At 61.5% G+C, this 25,318-nt stretch carries 23 protein-coding genes; 7 read left to right on the forward strand and 16 right to left on the reverse strand.

The window, feature by feature from the left end; all coding sequences use genetic code 11:
• Positions 1-123 precede the first annotated feature (123 nt).
• From ACSQ17_RS08435 to ACSQ17_RS08455, 5 genes are all read right to left on the reverse strand, one after another.
• Entirely contained in the window at positions 124-750 is a 627-nt protein-coding gene (locus ACSQ17_RS08435) for a hypothetical protein (protein ID WP_436068219.1), read from the reverse strand.
• Between the two features lie 253 nt (positions 751-1,003).
• On the reverse strand, positions 1,004-1,186 hold the full coding sequence (locus ACSQ17_RS08440; protein ID WP_033981666.1) for a helix-turn-helix transcriptional regulator: 183 nt from the start codon (positions 1,184-1,186) through the stop codon (positions 1,004-1,006).
• Positions 1,187-1,429: 243 nt separating this feature from the next.
• On the reverse strand, positions 1,430-2,896 hold the full coding sequence (locus tag ACSQ17_RS08445; RefSeq protein ID WP_436068220.1) for a tyrosine-type recombinase/integrase: 1,467 nt from the start codon (positions 2,894-2,896) through the stop codon (positions 1,430-1,432).
• A 267-nt stretch (positions 2,897-3,163) separates the two neighbouring features.
• On the reverse strand, positions 3,164-4,525 hold the full coding sequence (locus ACSQ17_RS08450) for a putative bifunctional diguanylate cyclase/phosphodiesterase (RefSeq protein WP_436068221.1): 1,362 nt from the start codon (positions 4,523-4,525) through the stop codon (positions 3,164-3,166).
• Between the two features lie 124 nt (positions 4,526-4,649).
• Entirely contained in the window at positions 4,650-5,735 is a 1,086-nt protein-coding gene (locus ACSQ17_RS08455) for a GGDEF domain-containing protein (RefSeq protein WP_436068222.1), read from the reverse strand.
• A gap of 303 nt (positions 5,736-6,038) precedes the next feature.
• On the opposite strand from ACSQ17_RS08455, the gene tyrS reads away from it, so the two are divergent.
• The gene (gene tyrS, locus ACSQ17_RS08460) at positions 6,039-7,280 is read left to right on the forward strand and encodes a tyrosine--tRNA ligase (protein WP_436068223.1); all 1,242 of its coding nucleotides are present in this window, start codon (positions 6,039-6,041) and stop codon (positions 7,278-7,280) included.
• A gap of 223 nt (positions 7,281-7,503) precedes the next feature.
• Here tyrS and speB read toward each other — a convergent pair whose 3' ends face one another.
• Together speB and ACSQ17_RS08470 are read right to left on the reverse strand one after the other, a co-directional pair.
• Positions 7,504-8,475: an agmatinase gene (gene speB / locus ACSQ17_RS08465; protein WP_436068224.1), complete on the reverse strand. Its 972-nt coding sequence runs from the start codon at positions 8,473-8,475 to the stop codon at positions 7,504-7,506.
• Positions 8,476-8,485: 10 nt separating this feature from the next.
• Positions 8,486-9,565: a polyamine ABC transporter substrate-binding protein gene (locus ACSQ17_RS08470; RefSeq protein WP_436068225.1), complete on the reverse strand. Its 1,080-nt coding sequence runs from the start codon at positions 9,563-9,565 to the stop codon at positions 8,486-8,488.
• A gap of 112 nt (positions 9,566-9,677) precedes the next feature.
• Here ACSQ17_RS08470 and ACSQ17_RS08475 point away from each other — a divergent pair, with 112 nt between their 5' ends.
• The gene (locus ACSQ17_RS08475; RefSeq protein WP_436068226.1) at positions 9,678-10,592 is read left to right on the forward strand and encodes a LysR family transcriptional regulator; all 915 of its coding nucleotides are present in this window, start codon (positions 9,678-9,680) and stop codon (positions 10,590-10,592) included.
• Here ACSQ17_RS08475 and ACSQ17_RS08480 read toward each other — a convergent pair.
• From ACSQ17_RS08480 to ACSQ17_RS08490, 3 genes are all read right to left on the reverse strand, one after another.
• Positions 10,589-10,795: a hypothetical protein gene (locus tag ACSQ17_RS08480; protein ID WP_436068227.1), complete on the reverse strand. Its 207-nt coding sequence runs from the start codon at positions 10,793-10,795 to the stop codon at positions 10,589-10,591. The genes ACSQ17_RS08475 and ACSQ17_RS08480 overlap by 4 nt on opposite strands.
• Positions 10,796-10,972: 177 nt before the next feature.
• Positions 10,973-12,916, reverse strand: a complete 1,944-nt coding sequence (locus ACSQ17_RS08485) for a M48 family metallopeptidase (RefSeq protein WP_436068228.1) — start codon at positions 12,914-12,916, stop codon at positions 10,973-10,975.
• A 12-nt stretch (positions 12,917-12,928) separates the two neighbouring features.
• Positions 12,929-13,525: a LemA family protein gene (locus ACSQ17_RS08490; RefSeq protein WP_436068229.1), complete on the reverse strand. Its 597-nt coding sequence runs from the start codon at positions 13,523-13,525 to the stop codon at positions 12,929-12,931.
• A 199-nt stretch (positions 13,526-13,724) separates the two neighbouring features.
• On the opposite strand from ACSQ17_RS08490, the gene ACSQ17_RS08495 reads away from it, so the two are divergent.
• From ACSQ17_RS08495 to ACSQ17_RS08515, 5 genes are all read left to right on the forward strand, one after another.
• Complete coding sequence (locus ACSQ17_RS08495) at positions 13,725-14,315, forward strand: TetR/AcrR family transcriptional regulator (protein WP_436068230.1); 591 nt, start codon at positions 13,725-13,727, stop codon at positions 14,313-14,315.
• Positions 14,312-15,196: an alpha/beta hydrolase family protein gene (locus ACSQ17_RS08500; protein ID WP_436068231.1), complete on the forward strand. Its 885-nt coding sequence runs from the start codon at positions 14,312-14,314 to the stop codon at positions 15,194-15,196. The genes ACSQ17_RS08495 and ACSQ17_RS08500 overlap by 4 nt, the downstream gene beginning before the upstream one ends.
• Before the next feature lie 28 nt (positions 15,197-15,224).
• Entirely contained in the window at positions 15,225-15,632 is a 408-nt protein-coding gene (locus tag ACSQ17_RS08505) for a PaaI family thioesterase (RefSeq protein ID WP_436068232.1), read from the forward strand.
• A 154-nt stretch (positions 15,633-15,786) separates the two neighbouring features.
• Positions 15,787-16,044, forward strand: coding sequence for a hypothetical protein (locus ACSQ17_RS08510; protein ID WP_436068233.1), 258 nt, complete (start codon positions 15,787-15,789; stop codon positions 16,042-16,044).
• A gap of 74 nt (positions 16,045-16,118) precedes the next feature.
• On the forward strand, positions 16,119-16,775 hold the full coding sequence (locus ACSQ17_RS08515) for an endonuclease I family protein (RefSeq protein WP_436068234.1): 657 nt from the start codon (positions 16,119-16,121) through the stop codon (positions 16,773-16,775).
• A gap of 264 nt (positions 16,776-17,039) precedes the next feature.
• Here ACSQ17_RS08515 and hutC read toward each other — a convergent pair whose 3' ends face one another.
• The 6 genes from hutC to ACSQ17_RS08545 form a co-directional block, all read right to left on the reverse strand.
• Positions 17,040-17,756, reverse strand: a complete 717-nt coding sequence (hutC, locus tag ACSQ17_RS08520; protein WP_436068235.1) for a histidine utilization repressor — start codon at positions 17,754-17,756, stop codon at positions 17,040-17,042.
• Between the two features lie 102 nt (positions 17,757-17,858).
• Positions 17,859-19,394, reverse strand: coding sequence for a histidine ammonia-lyase (gene hutH / locus ACSQ17_RS08525; RefSeq protein WP_436068236.1), 1,536 nt, complete (start codon positions 19,392-19,394; stop codon positions 17,859-17,861).
• On the reverse strand, positions 19,391-21,073 hold the full coding sequence (gene hutU / locus ACSQ17_RS08530; protein WP_436068237.1) for a urocanate hydratase: 1,683 nt from the start codon (positions 21,071-21,073) through the stop codon (positions 19,391-19,393). The genes hutH and hutU overlap by 4 nt, the downstream gene beginning before the upstream one ends.
• Before the next feature lie 21 nt (positions 21,074-21,094).
• Positions 21,095-22,033 carry a formimidoylglutamase gene (gene hutG, locus ACSQ17_RS08535; protein ID WP_436068238.1) on the reverse strand — a complete coding sequence of 313 codons (939 nt, stop codon included), beginning with the start codon at positions 22,031-22,033 and terminating at the stop codon, positions 21,095-21,097.
• A complete protein-coding gene (gene hutI / locus ACSQ17_RS08540; RefSeq protein ID WP_436068239.1) occupies positions 22,023-23,258 on the reverse strand; it encodes an imidazolonepropionase in 1,236 nt (411 codons plus the stop codon). The genes hutG and hutI overlap by 11 nt, the downstream gene beginning before the upstream one ends.
• 190 nt (positions 23,259-23,448) lie before the next feature.
• Positions 23,449-25,227 carry an acyl-CoA dehydrogenase C-terminal domain-containing protein gene (locus tag ACSQ17_RS08545; RefSeq protein ID WP_436068240.1) on the reverse strand — a complete coding sequence of 593 codons (1,779 nt, stop codon included), beginning with the start codon at positions 25,225-25,227 and terminating at the stop codon, positions 23,449-23,451.
• Positions 25,228-25,318 lie beyond the last annotated feature (91 nt).

Below are 25,318 nucleotides of genomic sequence, written 5' to 3' on the forward strand. Positions count from 1 at the left end.
CTGAACAGTTCTGACGATTAAGCGTGAGCGCGGTCTCGATACTGGAGACCGCGCTTTTTCAACCGTGGCACTGCAGAGGCGATCATAGGACTGAAAATCCTATAGTCCGCAGTTCCAACACACTCAGAGGTCCTTCACCTTCTTCAACGCATGCAACCCATGCAGCGCTTCATCCCAAAGGTAACCACCCAGCTTCGAGATACTCGTAAACCACTCACTGCGTGCGCCATCAATCAGCAGAATAACTCGACGATTACTGACGAAATCGCCATCAAAACTCATGGAGTAGTCGTCAATCTGAAGCCTGCCTCCTGGCTCGATCACCGAAGAAGCGGCAATACCATCGGCAAAGGCATTGCCAGCGGTTTGATATTCATCAATACCTTCGTCCGTGCTGGCGTATGCATACAACTGCCTACGCAAGTAAGTGACAGACTGAGCGGTGCGATTCAGCAACCAAACCGGCTGCTTATCCGAGCACCGTGAAAAGAACGGAATAGCCAAGTAAAGCCCTTCAGGCGCTTCCTGCTCATAGGCATGTAAATTCGCCTGGGCGATAAGGTCCGCCACCTGCGAGCGGCGCCTGGCAAGCACATCAAAAACATCGTCATCCATTCTGGGGCGGCACCCGCTAAAAGACTCCAGGGCGGTGCAGGCCGACGTCAGCCGCGCATACCGAGCCAGCTCTTCTGCATGCTGCTGCGCCACTTGCGGATGGCATTGCTGCGCAAGGCGCGAGGCCAGGCCCATAACCTCATCGTGAATGGGTCTACGAAACACTTGATACTCCTTGATACCCAGCGCTCAAATCAGGCAACGTCTGAATAGGCATAAGCTAGATCTATGCAGAACGATACTGGTAGTCCCCAGCCTTTGTTACTGATTCTGGCTCAAGCGGTCGACACAATATCTATCAGACCAGCACTGCAGAAACGATCATAGGATCAAAAGTCCTATGGTCATTTCAGGTAAAAAAACGCCGGTCAATCGACCGGCCTCTTTACTATCTCGCTGCAGCGGCGCTGGCTATCCAGTCGTCGACTTCGTGCTTAAGCCAGCGGCTGGCTCGACCGATCTTCAACTGTTTCGGGAAGTCACCCTCTCGGATACGGCAGTAGATGGTCTTGCGGCTCAGGCCAACCTTGCGACTGACGGCATTGAAATCTAGGAGAACCATCTCAGACATAGGCCACCTCCAAAATCGAGGTACCAGTAGGAAGATGTAGGTGCAGCTGTGGTGATGCTTTCCTCATGTTGATCTACTCAGACGGATCGTGCCTTCGAGGCATTAGCTCTACTTTTCCATTTCCGCAGCGCATCAAGTAGACAACGACGCTGCGGCAAACAATGGGGCTCCGCACAACCCCAACGCCTGTATATTTTCACAGCGCCTTGGATTGATCAATAAAATACTTGACTTTACAGAAACTTATCCAATCTCGAACAAATCCAGCTGCTCAGCCTGATGCTCATCCTCATCAGAACCGTCGAGCAGACGACTCAGCGCCGCATCAAAAGCCTCCATGGTCGGGCGCATCTGAGGCAGTTTAGCTTCAGGGTTATTGCGATAGTGCGTAACGACAACACCCGTTTGCCCGTGTGACTGCAACGCGTCACTCTCGAAATCCTTGATGCCGTTACGCTGCATGAACTGCGTGCATGTGCGGCGAATATCACGTGGGCTAAATTTTGGGATGGGCTGGCCGTTCATTTTGGCGTGGTCAGTCGCAAACCACTCGCTCACCGCATGAGACAAACTGGACGCGTGAATCGGCTTTTGTCCACCAACACTCCAGGGGTATAAGGCCCCTGGAGACTGCAGGGCACGAACCTGTTCAAGTATCTGCAAGGCCCTGCGGCTTAAGGGAACGAAGTGAGCACGTTTTTTACTGCCACGTCCTTTGCTGTCGATGATCTTCAAGTACTTCTTTTGAAGGTTGTAGCTGGTCCAGGGCTCACGGATAAACTGGAGGGGACGCTGCCCTGCAGTAGCAAAAGCAAAGTGAAAGACGCGCGCCATAATCGCACCGACCGAATCGACCTTGGTGATGGTGTACCAAAATTGCTTAAGTTCCTTATCAGTCAGAGCGCGCTCGCCAGGTTTTGACGTGTTCGGGACAGTCACTGGATCCGCAGGATTCATCTGAAGTCCGTAGCTTTTAGTACTGCTTCGGTCGATATGATGCTCAGCTTTCAGACCGAAATTGAAAGCAGCCACGAGAAACGAACGAACCTTGCCCGCCTGACGCCTAGCGCCCCTGTCCCATATTGGTTTCAGCAGAAGATTCACATGCTCCGGCCTGACATCCTTGGCCTTCATATTCATGATGTTGAGCCGTTCCTCTCGGCCTTCCTCGCTCACGGCTACAACTTTCTCGCCTTCCAGATCCTTAGACAGCACACGCTCAAACTCCTTGATCTGCGCAGCTGAAACACCATCACGGCGACGGTCTTCGATGTAATCCCGGAACAATTCAGACAAAGTGCCTTTTGAAGCCTCTATTGCAGCAAGTCGCTGCTGCTCATGCAGCTGGCGCTGGCGCTCGGCCTGCCGGGTCTCTTCCTCGGCGGCGCACTTGGCCAGATAGGCTTTGATATCGCCGTGCTCTGCGGCAATCCTTGAGTAACCAGCTGCTTGCTCGCGCAGTTCAGCTAGAGAGAGCCCCGGGCTCTTCGGCGTCTTTTTATAGACCCCGAGCTTGATCAGCTGATCCAGCCAATTGTCTCGACGCCTGTAATAGGCTTCGACTGCGCCAGATGCTCGACACTTGAAAAGCAATGCGCCACTGCTTCTACCTGGCAGGGGATCAGTAGCTGTCTCCCCTGGCTTCAAGGCTTTAAGAGCGATATCCGTGAGATGCTTTCTCGCCGCTGTCTTGCTTGTGGTCCCCGCCATACGCCGCATCCTTGGTCACCACTTTGGTCACCGTTTCGAAGGTCATGCACGGCCATGACCAGAACCAAGGGGAAACACCTAACCCCTTGAATTTAGGATAACGCGCTAAATCGGCTTTTTTCGGGAGACGCTGGGAAACGACCAGAAACGTGCTTTTTACTCTCTCATAATCCTTTGGTCCACGGTTCGAGTCCGTGTGGGCCCACCATATAAAAAGCCGCGCACTGCGCGGCTTTTGCGTTTCTGGTCGGAGGGTTTGCCTGGTCGTCAGCTATTGCACTTGTCCACAAACTCGGTGAAGGCTTGCAGCGGTAGCGGCTTGCTGAATAGGTAGCCCTGGAACTGCATGCAGCCGTTGCTGAGCAGGAACTGCTGCTGGGCTTCGGTTTCCACGCCTTCGGCGATCACGGTCATGCCCATGCTTTGCCCGAGGGCGATCACGGTGCGCACGATGGTCTCGCTGCTGCTGTCGGTGAGTACATCGCAGATAAACGAGCGGTCGATCTTCAAGGTGTTAAGCGGCAGGCGTTTAAGGTGGCTGAGGGAGGAGAAGCCGGTACCGAAGTCGTCCAGGGAGAAACGCACGCCGCGCTCGACCAGCGCCGTCATCTTGCGCAGCAGGTCGTCGATGTCCTGCACGATCAGGGTTTCGGTGAGTTCCAGGTCGAGACGGCGGGCGTCGATGGCGTGTTCGTCGATCAAGCGCAGCATGTCTGGAACGAAGCTGGCTTGGCGAAACTGTTTCTGGCTGATGTTTACCGCCAGGCCGATGCCGGCGTAGCGTGGATCGTCACGCCAGATACGCAGTTGGCGGACGGCCTGCGCCAGCACCCATTGGCCGATGGGGATGATCATGCCGGTCTTTTCTGCATGGCCGATAAATTCGGCGGGGGCGACCAGGCCGCGCTGTGGGTGCTGCCAGCGGATCAGTACTTCAGCGCCCATGACCTTGCCGGCACGGTTGAGCTGGGGTTGGTAGTGCAGCACGAACTGCTGCTCGCGCAATGCCACTTCCAGGTCACGATCAAGCATGGAGCGTTCGGCAGTGTCGCTTTGCAGGATGTGCAGCAGGGCGAACAGCATCAGCATGGCCGCCACGCTCTGCACCCAGGAGCCACTCACCCGCACATCATCCGGTAGGTGGTAGGCGCTGGTCGGGCTCCAGGATGAAGACGCCAGCACAACGAAAAGGCCAAGGCACAACAATGCAACGCCGTAGCGCAGCCACAGCCGCTCATCACGAAAGGCCATCAGGGCAGCGACGGCAATCGGCAGCAGGTAGAGGTGCGTGGCCCGTGGGGCTGCTGCGGTGTGGGGGTCCATCAGCAAGGTGGTGGCGACGATCACCAGGATGATCACCCCGAATAACAGCAGGTTGGCCAGGCGCACCTGATTGCGCAGGGTCAGGATAAATACGCCGATGCCACAGAGGATCATCAGCAGGTCCACCAAGACGATGCCCCAGTTGCCGCGCAGGCTGAAGAAGATGCCCCATAAACTGCCGACCAGTAACAGCACCAGGCTGGCAAGCATGCGCATGCGGCGCTCGCGGCGCTGACCGACAAGGGCCAGGTCAGGAGAGAGCCAGAGCTTGATGACCTGTTTGGTGAAAAGGGAAAGGGCGGCCATGAAAAATCCCTGAGTGACCTGTTGCGCCTGGCGAGTGCTTGTCCGATCCAGACTGATGCAGCTGCCCGCAACTACCCCAGGCCCTGTGCGATTCAGTGTAGACGGCGCAAGCGCACCGGCGTGTTCATGATTCGGTGTGGGGTGGCGCGTGGTTCGTGCTGCTGACCAGGCGGTTTCGCCCCTGTTCTTTGCCGCGATACAGGCGCTGGTCGGCGCAGCGGTAGAGTTGCTCAGCGCTCTCCGCATCGCTGGGCCACTCGGCCAGGCCCAGGGTCACGGTGAGAAAGATCTGCTGGTCGCCATACAGCAGCGGTTTGCTGGCGATCTGTTCGCGCAGCATCTCCACCAACGGCTCGGCGGCAGTGCGCTCGGTGTTGCGCAGCAGCAGGCCGAACTCCTCACCACCCAGTCGCCCCAAGGTGTCGGTGTTGCGCAGACGCTGGCTGAGGCTGTTGCAGATATGCCGCAGGGCCTGGTCGCCCGCATCGTGACCGTACTGATCGTTGACCGCCTTGAAGTGGTCGACATCAAGGATCACCAGCACCAGCTTCTCCTGGCTACGTCGCGCCTCACGCACGCTCTGATCCAGGCTCTGCTGAAAGCTGCCACGGCTGGCCACGCCGGTCAGGGCATCGGTGCGCACCATTTGCTGCAGTTGCTGATGGGCTGAAGCACGACGGGTTTCGTACAGGTGCACAAAAACGATGATCATCACCCCGCAAAACACCGCATTGCCCAGGTCGATCAGCCCGGCGGCGTCCAGATGAATCGGGTAGGTGTACAGGTAGAGCAGGCAGGCCGCGAGCACAAAGGGCAGCGCCAGCACACTGCCACGCTTGCGCCCGAGCAGCAGGTAGGACAGCACAGGGATGCTGTAGACCCAGACGAAGGCGGTCTTGGAGGCATTGGGAACCACGATGATGTACAGCAGAAAGCTGAAGGTCGGCAGCAGGTAGAGGTACACCCAGGGCAGTACGTTGCGTACCCGCACGATGCGCCAGGCGCCCCACAGCAGCACTACGCCAATCAACAGCTCAAAGCTGGCCAGCAGGTAGTTGTGTGCCATGAACTGCAGCGCGCAGAACACCCAGAGGGTCAGCCCGGTGGCGGCGAAGATCATGCGGATCAGCGAACGCTGGCCGATGTCCTGCAAATCGGCAAAGCCGGCATGGTGATCATTGCCTGATGTGGCACGCGGTCGGAAAAACATGGTTCTGCACTGCAAGGATGGCGGAGTGATGGCTCACTGTGCCTGAAAGCCTAGCCCATTTGCCAGGCTGACAGCGCCGGCCTTGCATCCGCGCGAGCCACAGCAGAGTTGACTTGTTGGCGACAGCCCGTAAAGTGCCGCCCATGCACACGCACATCTGCCCAATCTCTGCGTTCTATTACGCCCTGCCCCCTCTCACCAGGCGGTAGATGCGTTGTTGCATGTCCGATCCGCCTGAGGCGGCCCGGATAGCACACCCTCCCTCCAGTCTCCTCAGGCCTTTGCCTTAACCAGGAGACACTTATGTCCAGCAACACCCTTGATCTACTCGACCAGTTGGCTGCCCGCGGTTTTATCCACCAGAGCACCGACCTCGACGGCCTGCGCCTGGCGCTCAACCAGGGCCCGATCACCTTCTACCTCGGTTTCGATGCCACGGCGGACAGCCTGCATGTCGGTCATTTGCAGGCATTGATGCTGATGCGCCACCTGCAACGCGCCGGGCATAAACCGATCCTGCTGATCGGCGGTGCCACCACGCGCATTGGCGACCCCAGCTTTCGCGACAGCAGCCGGCCGCTGCTGACGGAAGCGCAGATCCAGCACAACATCGCTGGGATTACCGGCTGCTTTGCCCGCTACATCCAACTGGGCGACGGCCCCAGCGACGGCCTGGTGGTGGACAACGCCGACTGGCTGGATGGCATCGGCTACCTGCAGTTTCTCGATCAGGTCGGCCGGCACTTCTCCATCAACCGTTTGCTGACCTTCGATGCGGTGCGCAACCGCCTGGAGCGTGGACACTCGCTGAGCTTTCAGGAGTTCGGCTACACCCTGCTGCAAGCCCATGATTTCACCGAACTGGCGCGTCGGCACAACTGCACCCTGCAACTGGGCGGTGCCGACCAGTGGGCCAACATCATCAATGGTGTGGAGCTGGGCCGTCGTCAGGGCTGCGCGCCTTTGTTCGGCCTGACCATGCCGCTGCTGACCACCCGTGACGGCCGCAAGATGGGTAAATCGGCCAGCGGCGCGGTGTGGCTGAATGGCAACAAGCTCTCGCCTTACGACTTCTGGCAGTTCTGGCGCAATTGCGATGACGCCGATGTCGGGCGCTTTCTCGCCCTGTTCAGCGAACTGCCGCTGGATGAAGTGGCGCGCTTGAGCACCCTTGAAGGCGCCGAGCTAAATCAGGCGAAAATCATCCTGGCCAACGCGACCACCGCCCTGGCCCATGGTGAACAGGCCGCCCGAGATGCCGAAGCCACCGCGTTGGCATTGTTCAGTGCGCAGGAAATCGATGCCGAGTTGCCGCAGCTAAGCGTTAGCGAGGAGGATCTGGCCGGTGGCCTGAGCCTGACTGACCTGCTGCTACGCCATGACTTGCAGCCCTCCCGCAGCGCAGTACGCCGCTTGGCGAGCGGCGGCGGTCTGCTGCTGGATGGTGAACGCCAGAGCAACCCGGACCAACCGCTGCAAGCCTGGCAATTGGGGCGCCGGCTCAGCCTGGGCAAGAAGCGCCATTACCTGTTGCAGGCGCCGTAACGCGCGGGTGATGGTTTTATCGTGGGCATGGCCCACTCCTACAAAATAGCCACGTTCGTGGGAGGGGCTGTAGCCGCGACAGAAGCAGCTAAAAGCTCGCCGCTAAAGCGCCTCCCACACATCACACACAGTAGGCTTAGTCGTAGGGTGGCCCCCGCTTTATCGGTCCACCATAGGCAGTCGTGCGGACAGCCCATGGTGGAAATAAACCGCGATTTCCACCCTACAGTTTTTCGCCCAACTTATGCCGCGCGGCATACAAACACACCAATTCCATCGCCACCGTGGCGCCGGCCAGGGCGGTGACTTCGGCGTGGTCATAGGGTGGCGAGACTTCCACCACGTCCATGCCGACCAGATTGATCCCACGCAGCGCACGCAGGATCTCCAGGGCCTGGTGAGTACTCAGGCCGCCGCATACCGGGGTGCCGGTGCCGGGGGCGAAGGCTGGGTCGAGGCAGTCGATATCAAAGGTCAGGTACACCGGGTTGTCGCCGACCAGCGCGCGGATTTGCGCGGCGATCTGCTCCGGAGTGCTGCGGTGCACCTGGCGTGCATCCAGCACCTGAAAGCCCATCACGTCATCATTGGTAGTGCGCAGGCCAATCTGCACCGAGCGCGATGGATCGACCAGGCCCTCGCGGGCGGCGTGGTAGAACATGGTGCCGTGGCTGACGCCCTGCTCGCTGTCGTCGAGATCTGGCCAGGTGTCGCTGTGCGCGTCGAAATGCACCAATGACAGCGCGCCGTGTTTACGCGCATGAGCCTTGAGCAACGGGTAGCTGATGAAGTGATCGCCGCCCAGGGTGAGCATGGCGCAACCGGCCTGGACGATATGCTCGGCGTGCGCCTCGATGGCCGCTGGAATCCTGTGCGGCAGGGCGTGATCGAAATTGCAGTCGCCGTAGTCGATCACCGCCAGGTGGTCGAAGGGGTCGAACTCCCAGGGGTAATGGCGCTCCCAGGCGCTGGTGATCGACGCCGCGCGAATCGCTCGCGGGCCGAAGCGGGTGCCGGGGCGGTTGGTGGTAGCGGTGTCGAAGGGCACGCCGCTGACCACCAGGTCCACGCCTTGCAAATCGCGGCTGTAACGCCGACGCATAAAGCTGGTGACGCCCGCATAGGTCGGCTCGGAGAAAGTGCCGTAGAGGCTGTCGCGGGTGAAGGCCAGGTCGTTGCCGTTGAATGCTTCCATTGCCTTCTCCTCAATACTGACTGCGGAATGTGGTCCAGATGCGCGTGCGCTCACGCTGTTGGCGCAGTGGCATCAGCTGCTCGGCAAACAGCCGCGCACGCACCGCTTCACCGGGGTAGATATCGGCATCGCCACTGATCGCCGGGTCAACCAGCGCCGTGGCGGCCTGGTTGGCGTTGGCGAAAAACACGTTATTGGTCAGCTCGGCGATAGCCTCAGGGCGCAGCATGTAGTCGATAAACGCATGGGCAGCCTCGGGGTGTGGTGCGTCGGCCGGAATGGTCATGGTGTCAAACCACAGCAGCGTGCCTTCACGCGGGATGCGGTACTGCACCTCGAACGGCTGCTTGGCCTCAGCGGCGTTGGCCGCCGCCATATAGACGTCGCCGTTGTAAGTCAGCGCCAGGCAGATTTCGCCCTTGGCCAGGTCATTGATATGCCGGCCGGCACCGACGTAACGCAGGTTGGGTTGCAGCTGGGCAAGCAGCTGCGCCACCGCATCGAGGTCAGCGCGGTCGCTGCTGTAAGGGTCTTTGCCCAGGTAGTTGAGGACGATACTGATCACTTCCTGCGGCGAATCGATCACCGCGATGCCGCAGTCCTTGAGCTTGCTGGCGTACTCGGGCTTGAACAGCAGATCCAGGCTGTTAAGCGGCACGCCGGGCAAGCGCTGTTCGAGCGCCTGAAGATTGAAACCCACGCCGACCGTGCCCCAGGTGTACGGCAGGCCGTACTGATTACCGGGGTCGGCACTGGCGAGCTTGCTCAACAAAGCCGGGTCGAGGTTCGCCAGATGCGGCAGTTGCGTGCGGTCCAGCGGTTGCACGGCTTTGGCTTGAATCGCCCGGGCCAGGCCGCTGGAGGCCGGAAAAACCACGTCATAACCGCTGCCACCAGTGAGCAGCTTGCTGTCCAGGGCTTCGGCGCTGTCGAAGATGTCGTATTTGACCTGGATCCCGGTTTCATCCTTGAAGCGTTGCAGGGCTTGCTCCGGCAGGTAGGCGGACCAGCTGTAGAGGTTCAGGGCTTTTTCTTCGGCCTTAGCGGCGAAGGCGCAACACAACAGCAGCGGAACAAGGGCCTGACGCATAAACATGACCTCGGTGCGGAATGAACTGAGCACATCCTGCCTGCCGGTTTGCTTAGCTTAAATATGAAGTGTTCTACTCTGGCATCGATATTTATCAATGTTAGGCACTGTCATGCTCAGCCAGTTACGCGACCTCGACCTGCAGTTGCTGCGCCTGTTTGTCACCGTGGTGGAGTGCGGCGGTTTCAGCGCCGCCCAGGGCGAACTGGGGATTGGCCAGTCGACCATCAGCACGCAGATGGCCAAACTGGAAACCCGCCTGGGTTTTCGCCTGTGCGAGCGCGGCAAGGCGGGCTTTCGCCTGACACCCAAGGGTGAGCAGGTGCTGAACGCCACACGCCGGCTGTTCAGCGCCATCGACACCTTCAAGGGCGAAGCCCAGGGCATGGCCGACCAATTGCTCGGCGAGCTGCGCATCGGCCTGTCCGAAGGGCTCGCCGCGCAGGTGCTGGAACAGGTCGCCGAGGCCATCCAGCGCTTTCGCGGACGCAACCAGGCGGTGCAGATCGAATTGCTTACCGCCATGCCCGCCGAACTGGAACGCCGCCTGCTGCAAGACCAGCTGCACCTGGCCATCGGCTACTTCTCCGGTAACCAGAGTGCGCTGGACTATCACCCCCTGTTTCGCGAGCGCCAGGTGCTCTACTGCGCCGCTGGCCATCCGCTGTTCCGCCGTCGACAGATCAGCCGGATCGACTTGCAGCAGGCTGACAGCGTGCGCCACCCCTACCGCTTTGTGCAGGCGCGCGAGCCGCTACAAAGCAGTACCAGCTCAGCACAGACCGAACAGGTCGACGGTGCCCTGGCTTTTATCCTGTCCGGCCGACACATCGGCTACCTGCCCGAGCACATCGCCGCCCCCTGGCAAGCCACGGGTCGCCTGCGCGCGCTCGAAGCCGACAGCCTGGGCTTTGACGTGCAGTTCCACCTGGCCAGCCACCGCGGCCAACACCCCGGTGATGCGCAGCGGGCGTTTGTCGAGGATCTGTTAGGGGCATTCGGCGCGGGCCAATCGACCCGCGCTTAATGCCGGGGAGCCGCTTCTGGCTGCGTAGACGTCTGCCGCAACTGCGCACTCAGGCGATCAATCGCGGCAATCGTCTGTCTGATGTCGTGGTGGATGCTCGGCACGCCCAGGCACAGCCAGGGTGCTGCGCCCGCCGATAGCACCTCGGCCTCCAGTTGCAGCCGTGGGTCGAAGAGATCGTGGGCCAGGGGAAGCAGGTGCATGACAGGCTCCTTGCCGGACAATCCGGCGTGACGATTAAGGTCAGGAGGCAGTAAACAAGTGGCCAGTCGGCCAAGGGGCAGGTCTTGTGGCTATGGCTCCAGCATCGGTGCCCGAGGTGACAGGTTGATGACCGCGGCGGAACCTGAATGTCAGGTTCCGCCGCGAAGCCACCGACGTCACCCCACCTGCGCTGCGCTGGTCGTATTCAGCAGCGGCGGTAGCGGACAATCCAGCAGGTCAGCCACCGCACGCAGCAACTCGGCTTCGGCCACCTCGATACGTCCGTCATGCTCGATGCAACGTGCCATGGCCTTGAGCAGCCGTGGCTTCTGCAAGGGCTGTAACTGGTTGAGCCGTTTGAGCGCCGCCTCCAGGGCTTTCAGATCACACTGCGCTGCCGGCAGCAGGTTTAACCCGGTGTAGGGCAACTCAACCGCCGCCTGCGCCAGAGCGGCCTGTGCCTGCTCTGGCAGGATGCTGCCAGCCCGCGCCAGAAACGACAGCAGCACTTGCACTTCGTCCGCCAGTTCCAGCAGGTGAAAGTGGCCGCTGAGCCGGCGGCTGGGCGCCAGGTTGCGCTCGACAATACGCAGCAACGTCCACTCCAGCAGCTCAACCTTGCCATCGGCACGGATCAGTCGCGCCATCACCGCACACAACGTGGCCGCCTGCTCGGTGCCCAGTTGCTTGAGCGCCGGCATGGCCAGGTCCAGCAGGGTCAGCCGCTGGTTGCCTGGCAACTGCCGCAGCGGTTGCTCCAGCGCCTGCAAGTGGCTCATCAGGTCAGCATTAAGCAGGGGTTGCAGCAACTGCATCTGCTGTTCACGCAAGCCCGCCACCGGTGCCAGCAACAGCCCGTAGAGCAGGGCCTGAGCGCCGCTACCATGGTGGGCCGCCTGACGCAGCGCCGGATGCAGCTCATCCAGCAGTTGGTGCGCCTGCTGCAGGTGCGCCGCACTTGGCTCACCAATGCTGGCGATGGCTGCCGTGGCCGAGGCAGGACTGAACCCGGCGGCCAGGGCCTGATCCCAGCCCTGAGCCACGGCGCGTTGATCCGCGCTGGCATCGGCAGGCACCAGGCTGAGGCTGGCGACGTGCGGGTAGCGTCCATCCCACTCCGGGGTGACGCGACGAATCCGCTCATCCAGTGGCGGATGAGTCGCCAGCATGCCGTCCAGCGCTCGGCTGATGCCGGCGGCGAAATACATATGACTGAACTCGGCCGCATGCCCGGCGCGCAGCTGCGAGCCATACAGGTTGCCGCCGATTTTCTGCAGCGCTCCGGCAATGCCCTGCGGATTGCGGGTGAACTGCACCGCCGAGGCATCGGCAAGAAACTCGCGTTGCCGGCTCACGGCGGCCTTGATCAGGCTGCCGAAGAAGGTTCCGGCATAGCCCAGCAGCCACAAGGTGCCGCCCACCGCGATGATTGCCGCCGCCGAATTGTTGCGGCTGGAGCGCGAGCTGGCACGTGAGCTGCCGCGCAGCAGGAAGCCACCGATCAGCCCCAGCAGCAGAATACCGTGCAGCACCGCGACCAGGCGCGTATTGAGGCGCATATCGCCGTGGAAGATATGGCTGAATTCGTGGGCAATCACCCCTTGCAGCTCTTCACGCGAGAGCAGGCTGATCGCCCCACGGGTAATCCCGATCACCGCATCCTGCGGTGTCAGGCCGGCGGCAAAGGCATTGATCCCGGCGTCATCCAGCACATACACCGGCGGCACCGGGGTGCCCGAGGCCAGGGCCATCTCTTCCACCACATTAAGCAGGCGCTGTTCTTCCAGGCTCTGCGGCGCGAGGTTGATCAGCCGCCCACCTAGCCGTTCGGCCACTGCCTGACCGCCACGACTCAGTTGCAGGCTCTTGTAGACACTGCCCAGCAGCACCACGGCGATCACCGCCAGCGACACCACGCCCACCAGTCGCCAACTGGGCAATAACCCGATCGCGCCATCACTGGCCAGCCAGAGCGAACTGTGGCTCTGCCCAAACAACTGCCAGACCACTCCCAGCGCCAGACTGGTCAGGGTGATCAGGCTGAGCACCGCCAGCACCATCAGAATCAGCAAACGCCCGCTGTTACGCCGAGCGCGATCCTGTTGCTCGAAGAAATTCATCCCTGGGAATCCTTAGAACGACAGCTTCGGCGCTTCCTGAATCGCCGCGCTGTCGGCGAACTCCAGCAGGCTGGCGTCCTGAGCGTGACCAAAGCTGGCGGCCAGCAATACCGGCGGGAACGCCTGCTTGTAGGTGTTGTAGGCCATGACCGCATCGTTGAACGCCTGGCGGGCAAAGGCCACCTTGTTCTCGGTGCTGCTCAGCTCTTCACTGAGCTGCTGCATATTCGCCGACGCCTTGAGGTCCGGGTAAGCCTCCAGCGTTACGTTCAACCGCCCCAGCGCACTGTTGAGCAACCCTTCCGCGCCGCCCAACTGCGCCATGCTCTGCGCATTACCCGGCTGCGCGGACGCGGCCTTGAGCCCGGTCACGGCGTTGTTGCGCGCGGCAATCACCGCTTCCAGGGTCTCGCGCTCATGCGCCATATAACCCTTGGCGGTTTCCACCAGGTTGGGGATCAAGTCATAGCGGCGCTTGAGCTGCACCTCGATCTGCGCAAACGCATTCTGGAAACGGTTACGCAGGGTCACCAACTGGTTGTAGATGCCAATCACGTAAAAGATCAGCGCCGCGACAACAGCCAGAAAAATCAGCGTGGAAATGGACATGGGGAAATCCTTATCAGCATGCGGGAGAAAGCAGATGGTAGCGGAAAAGTGCCGCAGCGAATGCTCAGCAGCGCAAAACTGCAGCCTCTGAATCACCCCATAACCAACATGACATGTGGCTTATGCCACGTTATCCAGATAACGCATGGCAGGAAAAACTTCTTGGCAAAATAGACCGACCGGTCTATATATTAAATCAATGAAAAAGACCTCGACCCGCGACAAACTGATCTACGCCATGGCCGACGCTTTGCAGCGCAAAGGCCTGCACGGCGTTGGCCTGAATGAACTACTGGAAGTTGCCGGCGCGCCCAAGGGTAGCCTTTACCACCACTTTCCCGGCGGTAAGAGCGCGCTGGCAGTGGCTGCCATTGAGCACATCAGCCAGCACATCGACAGTCTGTTCGAACGGCTCTTCGCCCAGCAGGCCGACCCACTGCAGGCCATGCACCACTGGCTGCAAGGTGCGCTGCAACAATTGGAAAACAGCCAGTTCGAGCGCGGTTGTCCGCTGGCCACCATTGCCCTGGAAAGCGGCCCGGACGATGTCGAGATTCGTGCCGCCCTGCAGCGCAGCTTCAACGCCGTGCGTCAGGCCCTCAGTCGTCAACTACAGGCCCACGGCCATAGCGACGAACAGGCGGACAACCTCGCCGCCCTGTTTGTCGCACTGTATGAAGGTGGGCTGCTGCAAGCCCGCGTAGCCGGCAGCAGCGAACCGCTCAAACGCGCCGCCGCCGCCCTGTTCAACCTGACCCGTACGCCGCTCGCGCAAGGAGCCCGTTCATGAGCCTCGATTCGCCTACCATCCTCAGTGAAAGCATCGCCCTGCCAGCCCTCGATGGCTATCCGCTGACGACCACGCTCTATCACGCTCCCGAACCACGGGCACAGTTGCTGATTGCCGGCGCCACCGGCGTGCCGCAGGGTTTCTACCGGCGCTTTTCCGAATACGCGGCGCAGCGCGGCTACAGCACCCTGACCCTCGATTACCGTGGCATCGGCCAGTCGAAACCGGCCAGCCTGCGCGGCTTCGAGATGGACTACCTGGATTGGGCACACCTCGATCTGGCAGCGGCCGTCGATCAGCACCGTCATCCGCAGCGGCCGCTGTATATGGTCGGCCACTCCTTTGGCGGGCATGCCTTTGGCCTGCTGCCCAATCATGATCAGGTTCAGGGCTTCTACACCTTCGGCACCGGTGCCGGCTGGCACGGCTGGATGCCCAAGGCCGAACAACTGCGCGTACTGACCATGTGGCGCCTGATCGGCCCGCTGATGACCCGTTACAAGGGCTACCTGGCCTGGAGCAAGCTGGGTATGGGCGAGGATTTACCGCTGGGCGTGTACAAGCAGTGGAAGCGCTGGTGCGGCTATCCACGCTACTTCTTCGAAGATCCGCAGATGCCAGGCCTGGCCGAGCGCTTTGCCGAGGTTCGCACACCGATCATTGCCGCCAATGCACTGGACGACCTGTGGGCCCCACCCGCCTCGCGCGATGCGTTTATGGCGGCCTACAGCAAGGCGCCCTACCAGGCGCGCACCATCGACGCGGCCGAGCAGATCGGCGCGATTGGCCATATGGGCTACTTTCGCCCGGCCGCACAGTCGCTGTGGGATGAAGCGCTGAACTGGTTTGCTGAGTTGCAGGCGCAACGCAAGGCAGCCTGAACAACTCCAGGCCAGAGAAGTATGACTGATGAGCATGATCCCCGCAGGCTTTACCCCGCTGTTTCGCAGCAGCGCCTTTCTTGATCTGCTCGGACCGATCTACAACCAGCGCATCGACGCGGGCCTGGTCATCGGTTTGCGCGCCGAGGCCAAACACTGCAATGCCCGCGGCCTGGTACATGGCGGCGTACTCAGCAGCCTGGCCGATGTGGCCCTGGGCTATAACAGCGCCTTCGCCGAAGAACCGCCAACCCCGCTGGTCACCAGCAGCCTGACCATCGACTACGCCGGTACTGCCAAACTCGGCGACTGGATCAGCATCACCACCGATGTGCAGAAAGTCGGCAAAAGCCTGGCGTTTGCCAATTGTTATTTTGTCGTCGAGTCGGTGCGTATTGCTCGGGCGAGCGCGGTGTTCAGCGTACTTTCACGCTGAGTCCGTACACCGCAGAGACAGTGCAGGTTGATGACGGTCAGAAATGGCCTAAAGGGTGAAGCACAGCGATGGCCCGAAGAGTCGCTGCCATGGATGGCAAGCCACAAAAACGTCGGGAGCGTTTTTGCGCGCAAGCCCCGAAGGGGTGAAGCGAATGGATGCGCTGAGCACAAAAAAGAAAACCCCGCTATTGCGGGGCCTTTGCAGACTTTTTGCTGACATCCTTGATCTGCTTGCCATCCTGGCAGCTGTTCCGCGTATCCCTGTTGCTAAAGTGCGCTTCCTGCGCGACGTCCATGAGCAGCAGATTAGCCATCGCCCGGCATTCGGCATAGTGGCGATCTGCAGTACGCGATGTAAGCCATGGCTTACACCGCGAGAAACCGAGCAAACGCTTGGCTTTATTTTGTGACGCAGGTCTTGTTAGACTCGATCCCGTCCTACAAAAACAACAGACCCCGTCAACGGTGGTCACTGGGGCCATACATGCGCTCATTGCTTCTTGCCATCGGCTGTCTGACAGCCAGCATCAGCCCACTTGCATCCGCCAATGGGCAAAACCAGCTTTCCGATCCCAAAGCCGCCGTGCAACTGTTCTGGAGCCAGGTTTATGGCCAGGGCGGTTCAACGCTGTATTGCGGCAAGGCGTTCAACGAAGAGAACGGTCAGCTCAAAGCCAGCCCGATCTACAGCAGCAAGCAGCTGAAAAGCGCGCTGCGCTGTGTGACCGACCGCCAGTGCGGGATCATGAACCCGCGCTTCGTGTACATCGCCTCCGACCTGCACAACCTCTACCCCGCGATGACTCGCGTCGAACTGGTGCGCCGCAACGCGCAGTTCGGCGAGCTGGATGACAGCGTGCCAAGCAAGTTTGCCGACATCGGCTGTGACCTGAAAACCAGCTTCCAGCTGGTCGAGCCCCGCGACGAAGCCAAAGGCAATATCGCTCGGGCGATCTTCTATATGCACGTCGAATACGGCCTGCCCATCGTCGGCCAGGTGCAGATGTACAAGAAGTGGCACCAGATGGACCCGCCGGATGCCGAGGAAAAGGCGCGCAACGACAAAATTGCCAGCCTGCAAGGTACCCGTAACCGCTTTATCGACAACCCCGAACTGGCCGAGCAGCAGATCAAGAACTGATCGATTTCATGCAGAGCCTGTTTAAGGTCTAGCGAGCTAGAGACATGCAAGACAAAAACAGGCGAGAAACGCAGCGCAGCGGAGTAACAGCCACAGGCTGGCCCGCAGGGTGAGCGCAGCGAATCACGCGGAGTGTACGAGTTGTACATGAGCATTACTCGCTTCACTCGCCCTTCGGGTCGCGCTGAAGCGCGTTAGCCGCAAGCGGCTTGCCGAGCCTGTTTTTAACGCCGCAGGGCCGACGCGGCAGCAGGCCTTAACAGGCTATGAGCGGCGTGGCTTGTGCGATGAACGCAGCTTATAGCGATCGCCCGGATGGATCAGCCGGGCGTAGCTGACCAGGTGTTCATCCGACCAGGTTCGACGAATCACACTCAGGCACGGCGCAGTTGGCTCAATGGCCAGCCAACCGGCCACCTGCGCATCGACCTGCACGGCCTCGACCACATGCTCGACATCGGAAATCGGGCAGCTCTCGACCAGCACCTCGTTGGGCGTCTGCCGGGCAAAATCACTGTCCAGGTAATGCGGCACCCAGCGCGGGTTGACGAAGCGGTCTTCCAGCTGGATAGGTACGCCATCCTCGCGGTGCACCAGAATGCTGTGAAACACCTCAGCGCCCAGCCGCAGACCCAGCCGCAACGCCACCTCATCATCCGCTGCCAGCGCCTCACAACGAATGATGTCGTTGCTGTAGACATGCCCACGGCCGCGTACTTCATTGGCGATATTCAGCACTTCATGCAGCGAGGATTCGGCCTTGCGGTCGGTGACGAAGGTACCCAGCCCGGCCTGGCGCAGCAGGTAGCCCTTCTGTACCAGATCGCGAATGGCCTTATTGGCCGTCATCCGGCTGACCCCGAAATCCCGCGCCAGCTGCTCTTCCGGCGGAATCTGGTGATTAACCGGATAAGCGCCGCTGTGGATGCGCTCCAGCAGAAACGCTTCAATCGCCTTGTAGCGCGGGGTTGTACTGCTCACAACGGCTCCTTGGGGTAGTCCCGGTGCGCGGATAATAACGCGTCAACAAGCCGCAACGTAGGGTGGGCAGGCTTCGCGTTATCCGCCCTACCAACGGTTCGGCTACGCCAGCGACGGCAATACCCCTCTCGGCAGCAGCGGAGTCAGCACGCGCCCAACCAGCAGGTCATTGGCAGCCTCGATATCCGGGGCGAAGAAGCGGTCTTCCACGTAATACGGCACCTGCGCGCGCAGTGCCTGACGCGCCTGCTCAAGTAGCGGCGAGCTTTTCAGTCCTTCGCGGAAATCCAGGCCCTGGCAGGCGCCCAGCCATTCGATGGCCAGCACGCCGCGGGTGTTGGCGGCCATTTCCCACAGGCGCTTGCCGGCAGCCGGGGCCATGGATACGTGATCTTCCTGGTTGGCCGAGGTCGGCAGACTGTCGACGCTGTGCGGATGAGCCAGCGCCTTGTTCTCACTGGCCAGGGCGGCAGCCGTGACCTGGGCGATCATAAAACCGGAATTGACCCCGCCATTGGCCACCAGAAATGGCGGCAGCTGCGACATGTGCTTATCCATCATCAGCGAGATGCGCCGTTCGCTTAACGCTGCGATTTCGGCGATGGCCAGGGCGATGTTGTCGGCGGCCATGGCCACCGGCTCGGCGTGGAAGTTGCCGCCGGAAATCACCTCGCCCTCGGCGGCGAACACCAGCGGGTTATCCGACACCGCATTGGCTTCCACCGCCAGCACCTCGGCGGCCTGACGCAGTTGGGTCAGGCACGCGCCCATGACCTGTGGCTGGCAACGCAACGAGTACGGGTCCTGCACCTTGTCGCAGGCCTGATGGGAGCGTCCTACTTCGCTGCTATCACCGAGCAGATAACGATAGACCGCCGCCGCATCGATCTGCCCACGCTGACCACGTGCTGCATGAATACGTGCATCAAAGGGCGCGCGCGAGCCCAGCGCAGCCTCCACGGTCAGGCCACCGCAGACGGTCGCTGCGGCGAACAGGTCTTCGGCCTCGAACAGCCCACGCAAGGCATAGGCGGTGGACACCTGAGTACCGTTGAGCAGGGCCAGGCCCTCCTTGGCGGCCAAGGTCATGGGTTCGAGGCCGGCGATGGCCAATGCCTCGGCCGCAGGCAGCCATTGCCCGCGATAACGCGCCTGGCTTTCACCCAGCAGCACCAGCGACATATGCGCCAGCGGTGCCAGGTCGCCGGACGCGCCGACTGAACCCTTGAGCGGGATATGCGGATAGACCTCGGCATTGATCAGCGCAATCAGCGCCTCGATCACCTGCCGACGGATGCCGGAGAAACCGCGTGCCAGGCTGTTGACCTTGAGCAACATGATCAACCGCACCATGGCGTCATCCAGTGGCGCGCCGATGCCGGCGGCATGCGACAACACCAGCGAGCGCTGCAACTTCTCCAGATCCGCGGTGGCGATACGGGTCGAGGCCAGCAGGCCGAAACCGGTGTTGATGCCATAGGCGGTACGGCCCTCGGCGATGATGCCGTTGACGCAGGCGACACTCGCGTCGATGGCCGGATAGGCCATCGACGCGAGGGTCACGCGCACGGGGGCCTGGTAGGCGGCGCGCAGTTGGGCCAGGGTCAACTGGCCGGGGTGCAGGGAGAACGGGCTCATGCATGGGCTCCTTGGGTAGCAGCAATCATCGGCAGATCGAGGTTCTGCTCGCGGGCGCAATCGACAGCGATCGGATAACCGGCGTCGGCGTGACGCATCACCCCCGTGCCCGGGTCATTACGCAGCACTCGGTCCAAACGAGCGCGGGCATCCGGCGTACCGTCGGCCACTATGACCACCCCGGCGTGCTGCGAATAGCCCATGCCGACGCCGCCGCCATGGTGCAGCGACACCCAGGTCGCGCCGCCGGCAGTATTCAGCAGGGCGTTGAGCAACGGCCAGTCGGATACGGCATCGGAGCCGTCCTGCATGGCCTCGGTTTCCCGGTTGGGACTGGCCACCGAGCCGCTATCCAGGTGGTCGCGGCCGATCACGATCGGCGCTTTCAGCTCGCCACTGGCGACCATGTCGTTGAACGCCTGAGCCAGGCGCGCACGGTCCTTCAGGCCGACCCAGCAGATCCGCGCCGGCAAGCCCTGGAAGCTGATGCGCTCGCGAGCCATATCCAGCCAGTTGTGCAGGTGGGCGTCGTCCGGGATCAGCTCTTTAACCTTGGCGTCAGTCTTGTAGATGTCTTCCGGGTCACCGGACAGCGCCACCCAGCGGAACGGGCCGATGCCCCGGCAGAACAGCGGCCGGATATAGGCCGGAACGAAGCCCGGGAAGTCGAAGGCATTCTCAACGCCTTCTTGCAGGGCCATCTGGCGGATATTGTTGCCGTAATCGAACGTCGGCACGCCCATCTGCTGGAAGGCCAGCATGGCGCGCACGTGCACGGCCATGGACTGCTTGGCGGCCTTGACCACCACGGTCTCCTCGGTTTTTCCGCGAGCGACGTACTCGTCCCAGCTCCAGCCAATCGGCAGGTAGCCGTGGCGCGGGTCGTGGGCGCTGGTCTGGTCGGTGACCATATCCGGACGCACGCCACGGCGCACCAGCTCCGGCAGGATTTCGGCGGCATTGCCGCAGAGGGCAATGGACACCGCCTTGCCTTCGCCGGTGTATTTGTCGATGCGCGCCAGAGCATCGTCCAGGTCAGTGGCCTGCTCGTCGACATAACGGGTCTTCAAACGGAAATCGATACGCGACTGCTGACACTCGATATTCAGCGAACAGGCCCCGGCCAGAGTCGCCGCCAGTGGCTGCGCGCCGCCCATGCCACCAAGGCCGGCGGTCAGTACCCAGCGGCCTTTGAGGTTGCCGCCGTAGTGCTGGCGACCGGCCTCGACGAAGGTTTCATAAGTGCCCTGGACGATGCCCTGACTACCGATGTAGATCCAGCTGCCGGCGGTCATCTGGCCGTACATGGCCAGGCCCTTGGCATCCAGTTCGTTGAAGTGCTCCCAGGTGGCCCAGTGCGGCACCAGGTTGGAGTTGGCCAGCAGCACGCGCGGCGCGTCCTTGTGGGTCTCGAACACGCCGACCGGCTTGCCGGACTGAATCAGCAGGGTCTGGTTGTCTTCCAGGCGGGTCAGCACTTCGACGATCTTGTCGTAGCACTCCCAGTTGCGTGCAGCACGGCCGATGCCACCGTAAACCACCAGCTCCTTGGGATTCTCGGCCACGTCCGGGTCAAGGTTGTTCATCAGCATGCGCAGCGGCGCTTCGGTCAGCCAGCTCTTGGCGGTCAGTTGCGTACCACGGGCGGCGCGAACTTCGCTGTCACGGAAAAGGCTCATGTCGGGCTCCTGTTCTTGGGCTCAGTGCGTAAACGTCAGCAGATGAATCAAACGCGCGGCAACCTTGGCGGTGCGCGCGTCGATGTCGTAGTCGGGGTTGAGTTCGGCGAGGTCGGCCAGGCGCAATTTGCCGCTGTCGCGCACCGTCTCCAGCAATGGTTCAAGCAGCGCCAGCGGCACGCCACGCGCAGCCGGGGCGCTGACGCCGGGCGCTTCGCAAGCCGGCAGCACGTCGATATCGATGGTCAGGTAGATCGCATCGCAGCTGGCGATAAAGGCCTGCAACTCAGCGCTGATGGCTGCCAGGCTGCCTTCGCGGATCTCACGGTCTTCACGCACCAGCACGTTCAGTTCGGCGGCGCGCTGGAACAGAGCGCGGGTATTGCTGGCGCGGCTGACCCCGAGGCAGGCATAGGCGAACGGCCAGCCGCGGGCGGCGCATTGCTCGGCGATTTGCGCGAAGGGCGTACCCGAGGAGCGGGCATGGGCTGGGTCGCGCAGGTCGAAGTGCGCGTCGAAATTGATAATGCCTATACGAGGTATGTCGCCAGCCAAGTGCTCGGCAATACCCTGCCAACTGCCGAAGGCCACTTCATGACCACCACCTAGAACGACCGGCAGATGCCCGGCATCCAGCAGCGCGCAGACGTTGCGCCCGAGACGCGCTTGCGCGCCTTCCAGATCGCCATCGGCGCACAGCACATCACCGGCGTCATAGGCCGGATCAGAGCGGTGCCAAGCCAGATTGGCCAGCGCCTTGCGGATAGCCAGCGGACCATTAACCGCGCCGACGCGCCCCTGGTTGCGCCGCACGCCTTCATCGCTGGCAAAGCCGAGCAAGACGACGCCGGGCTGGCTGTCCATGCTCAGCGTCTGAATGCATTGGTGCCAGCGCGGACTGTCCGGCTCGGGGTCGATACGACCCTGCCATAGATCCATGGAGTTGCGATCAGCGTGCATGGCTGTTGGCCTCTTTGCTGTAGCTAATAACGCCGTTGAAGATGCGCTGACGCAGCCGCCCCGGCTGCACGGCATAAGCCAGCTCGGCGGGTTGTTGTACGCCCCACAGGCACAGATCGGCGGGCGCGCCAACGGCGATACGGCCCAGCTCGGACAAGCCCAGAGCGCGGGCGGCATGGGCGGTCATACCGGCCAGGGCTTCGCGCGGGGTCAGACGAAACAAAGTGCAAGCCAGGTTAAGGGTCAGGGTGGGGAAGCAGATCGGCGAGGTGCCGGGATTGGCATCGCTGGCCAGGGCCATCGGCACGTTGTACTGACGCAGCAACGCGATGGGCGGTAACTGGGTTTCACGCAGGGTATAAAAGGCCCCCGGCAACAGGGTGGCCACGGTGCCGGCAGCAGCCATGGCCTGCACACCGGCCTCGTCGAGAAACTCGATATGGTCGGCCGACAGGCCCTGATAGCGCGCGGCCAGCGCGCTAGCACCCTGATTGGATAGCTGCTCGGCATGCGCCTTGATCGGCAGGCCGTGACGCTGCGCGGCCTGGAACACCAATTCGCACTGCGCCGGGCTAAAGGCGATGTGCTCACAGAACACATCCACCGCATCGGCCAGGCCTTCGGCAACGGCGGCCGGGATCATCTCGTTGCACACCAGGGCCATATAGCCGTCGCTGTCGCCGGCAAACTCCGGAGGCAGGGCGTGAGCGCCTAGCAAGGTGGTGGTGATACGCACCGGCAACAACTCACTCAGGCGACGGGCCACGCGCAGCATCTTCAGTTCATCGTCGACAGTCAGACCGTAGCCGGATTTGATTTCCAGGGTGGTCACGCCGTCGTCCAGCAGAGCCTGCACACGCGGCAGGCTCTGCGCCAGCAGCGCGTCTTCGCTGGCCACACGGGTGGCGCGCACGGTGCTGAGAATACCGCCGCCAGCCTTAGCGATCTCGGCATAGCTGACACCCTCAAGGCGCTGCTCGAACTCACCGGCACGGTTGCCGGCATAGACCAGATGCGTGTGGCAATCCACCAGACCTGGCGTCATCACGCCGCCCCGCCCAACCTCAACCGCGTTAGCCAAGGTCACCGCGTTGAACTCGGCCTCCGCGCACAGGCCAGCGATGCGTCCATCCTGCACCCACAAGGCCATAGGCTGCGGGTATGTCTGCTCGCCATCAAACAGCACAAGATCACGCCACAACTGAATGGAAGATGTACAAGGCATGGGTAGGTTTCCGCTTTATTTGTATATACAAATAAACCTAAAAACCTACATAATCAACTTTTAATCGATAAATGACTATACAAATACAGACCAAACTCCCAGCACTGCAAACCGCCTGAAGCACCTGCTCAACAGGCCAAAACGCAAAACCCCGGCACAAGGCCGGGGTTTTGTTGTCGCGAGACAGCGTTTAGAACTGCGCGGCGTCCAGCAGGTACAGCGACTCGCTACCGGCCTTGACCGACGCAGTCAGCGAGTGGATACGCGGCAGCAGGCGGGCGAAGAAGAAGCGCGCGGTGCCCAGCTTGCTCACGTAGAACTCATCCTGATCCTGCTTGGCCAGTGCGGTACGCGCCATCAGTGCCCACATGTAGGCGTAGGCGGTGTAACCGAACACCTGCAGGTACTCGACCGAGGCGGCACCGACTTCGTTCGGATTGGCCTTGGCGCGTTCCAGCAGGTCGCTGGTCATCAGTTCCAGGTTGGCGATGGCATCTTTCAGCGGGTTGACGAACTCGGCCAGCGAGGCGTCAGCGCTGTCGGTGAAGGCTTTGATCTCTTCGGCGAAGTGCTTGTAGAACGCACCGCCGCTGCCGACCACTTTACGGCCGACCAGGTCGAGCGCCTGGATGCCGTTGGTGCCTTCGTAGATCTGGGTGATGCGACAGTCGCGGATCAGCTGCTCCTGACCCCACTCACGGATAAAGCCGTGGCCACCAAAGATCTGCTGGCCGTGCACGGTGGTTTCCAGCGCCATGTCGGTGAGGAAGGCTTTGGCAACCGGGGTCAGCAGGGCAACCAGCTCTTCGGCGCGCTTGCGGGTGGTAGCGTCCTCGCTGTACTTGGCGGTGTCCAGCTGCATGGCCACGTAGCTGGAGAAGGCACGGCCGCCTTCGTTCAGCGCTTTCATGGTCAGCAGCATGCGGCGTACGTCCGGGTGCACGATGATCGGGTCGGCGGCTTTGTCTTTCGCCACCGGGCCGGTCGGCGCACGGCTCTGGATACGGTCGCGGGCGTATTCCACGGCGTTCTGGTAGCTGCGCTCGCCCAGGGACAGGCCCTGGATACCGACGCCCAGACGCTCGTAGTTCATCATGGTGAACATGGCGGCGAGGCCCTTGTTCGGCGCATCGACGATCCAGCCGGTGGCGCCGTCGAAGTTCATCACGCAGGTGGCCGAAGCCTTGATGCCCATCTTGTGCTCGATGGAGCCGCAGGACAGCGAGTTCTTCTCACCCAGCGAACCGTCGGCATTGACCATGACTTTCGGCACCAGGAACAGCGAGATGCCTTTCGGGCCAGCCGGTGCGTCCGGCAGCTTGGCCAGCACCAGGTGGATGATGTTCTCGGTCAGGTCGTGCTCACCGCCGGTGATAAAGATCTTGGTGCCGCTGATCTTGAAGCTGCCATCGGCTTGCGGCTCGGCCTTGGTGCGAATGATGCCCAGGTCGGTGCCGGCATGCGGCTCGGTCAGGCACATGGAGCCGGCCCAGACACCGGAGTACATGTTCGGCAGGTATTTTTCTTTCAGCTCTTCGCTGGCGTGGGCGTTGATCGACAGGCAGGCACCGGCAGTCAGCATCGGGTACAGACCGAACGACAGGTTGGCCGAGTTGACCATTTCCTCGACCTGAGCCGAGATCACCTTGGGCATGCCCATGCCGCCGAACACCGGGTCACCACCCACGCCAACCCAGCCGCCTTCGGCGTAGGTTTTGTAGGCATCGGGGAAGCCGGCCGGGGTTTTCACCGCGCCGTCGGTCCAGGAGCAGCCCTCTTCGTCGCCGCTACGATTGAGTGGCGCGATGGTGCCTGCGGTGACCTTGCCGGCTTCTTCGAGAATCGCAGCGGCGGTGTCTTCGTCCACCACGTCTGCCAGGCCCGGCAACTGGGCCCACAGCTTGGATACTTCGAACACTTCATTGAGCACGAAGCGCATATCGCGCAGGGGAGCTTTGTAGTCAGCCATGGGGCAAATCCTCGAACAAACCAACAGGTATACGGAAGTGCCTGAAGTCTAACCGAACAACATTTCAGACACATAGGGTCGCGTCGTGACC

Source organism: Pseudomonas sp. LjRoot71, assembly GCF_964253255.1.
In the GTDB taxonomy this organism is placed as follows: domain Bacteria; phylum Pseudomonadota; class Gammaproteobacteria; order Pseudomonadales; family Pseudomonadaceae; genus Aquipseudomonas.

Coding starts and splice junctions, on each gene's coding strand:
- ACSQ17_RS08435 (WP_436068219.1), bottom strand. CDS start 750: ATGGGCCTGGCCTCGCGCCTTGCGCAGCAATGCCATCCGCAAGTGGCG.
- ACSQ17_RS08440 (WP_033981666.1), bottom strand. CDS start 1,186: ATGTCTGAGATGGTTCTCCTAGATTTCAATGCCGTCAGTCGCAAGGTT.
- ACSQ17_RS08445 (WP_436068220.1), bottom strand. CDS start 2,896: ATGGCGGGGACCACAAGCAAGACAGCGGCGAGAAAGCATCTCACGGAT.
- ACSQ17_RS08450 (WP_436068221.1), bottom strand. CDS start 4,525: ATGGCCGCCCTTTCCCTTTTCACCAAACAGGTCATCAAGCTCTGGCTC.
- ACSQ17_RS08455 (WP_436068222.1), bottom strand. CDS start 5,735: ATGTTTTTCCGACCGCGTGCCACATCAGGCAATGATCACCATGCCGGC.
- tyrS (WP_436068223.1), top strand. CDS start 6,039: ATGTCCAGCAACACCCTTGATCTACTCGACCAGTTGGCTGCCCGCGGT.
- speB (WP_436068224.1), bottom strand. CDS start 8,475: ATGGAAGCATTCAACGGCAACGACCTGGCCTTCACCCGCGACAGCCTC.
- ACSQ17_RS08470 (WP_436068225.1), bottom strand. CDS start 9,565: ATGCGTCAGGCCCTTGTTCCGCTGCTGTTGTGTTGCGCCTTCGCCGCT.
- ACSQ17_RS08475 (WP_436068226.1), top strand. CDS start 9,678: ATGCTCAGCCAGTTACGCGACCTCGACCTGCAGTTGCTGCGCCTGTTT.
- ACSQ17_RS08480 (WP_436068227.1), bottom strand. CDS start 10,795: ATGCACCTGCTTCCCCTGGCCCACGATCTCTTCGACCCACGGCTGCAA.
- ACSQ17_RS08485 (WP_436068228.1), bottom strand. CDS start 12,916: ATGAATTTCTTCGAGCAACAGGATCGCGCTCGGCGTAACAGCGGGCGT.
- ACSQ17_RS08490 (WP_436068229.1), bottom strand. CDS start 13,525: ATGTCCATTTCCACGCTGATTTTTCTGGCTGTTGTCGCGGCGCTGATC.
- ACSQ17_RS08495 (WP_436068230.1), top strand. CDS start 13,725: ATGAAAAAGACCTCGACCCGCGACAAACTGATCTACGCCATGGCCGAC.
- ACSQ17_RS08500 (WP_436068231.1), top strand. CDS start 14,312: ATGAGCCTCGATTCGCCTACCATCCTCAGTGAAAGCATCGCCCTGCCA.
- ACSQ17_RS08505 (WP_436068232.1), top strand. CDS start 15,225: ATGAGCATGATCCCCGCAGGCTTTACCCCGCTGTTTCGCAGCAGCGCC.
- ACSQ17_RS08510 (WP_436068233.1), top strand. CDS start 15,787: ATGGATGCGCTGAGCACAAAAAAGAAAACCCCGCTATTGCGGGGCCTT.
- ACSQ17_RS08515 (WP_436068234.1), top strand. CDS start 16,119: ATGCGCTCATTGCTTCTTGCCATCGGCTGTCTGACAGCCAGCATCAGC.
- hutH (WP_436068236.1), bottom strand. CDS start 19,394: ATGAGCCCGTTCTCCCTGCACCCCGGCCAGTTGACCCTGGCCCAACTG.
- hutU (WP_436068237.1), bottom strand. CDS start 21,073: ATGAGCCTTTTCCGTGACAGCGAAGTTCGCGCCGCCCGTGGTACGCAA.
- hutG (WP_436068238.1), bottom strand. CDS start 22,033: ATGCACGCTGATCGCAACTCCATGGATCTATGGCAGGGTCGTATCGAC.
- hutI (WP_436068239.1), bottom strand. CDS start 23,258: ATGCCTTGTACATCTTCCATTCAGTTGTGGCGTGATCTTGTGCTGTTT.
- ACSQ17_RS08545 (WP_436068240.1), bottom strand. CDS start 25,227: ATGGCTGACTACAAAGCTCCCCTGCGCGATATGCGCTTCGTGCTCAAT.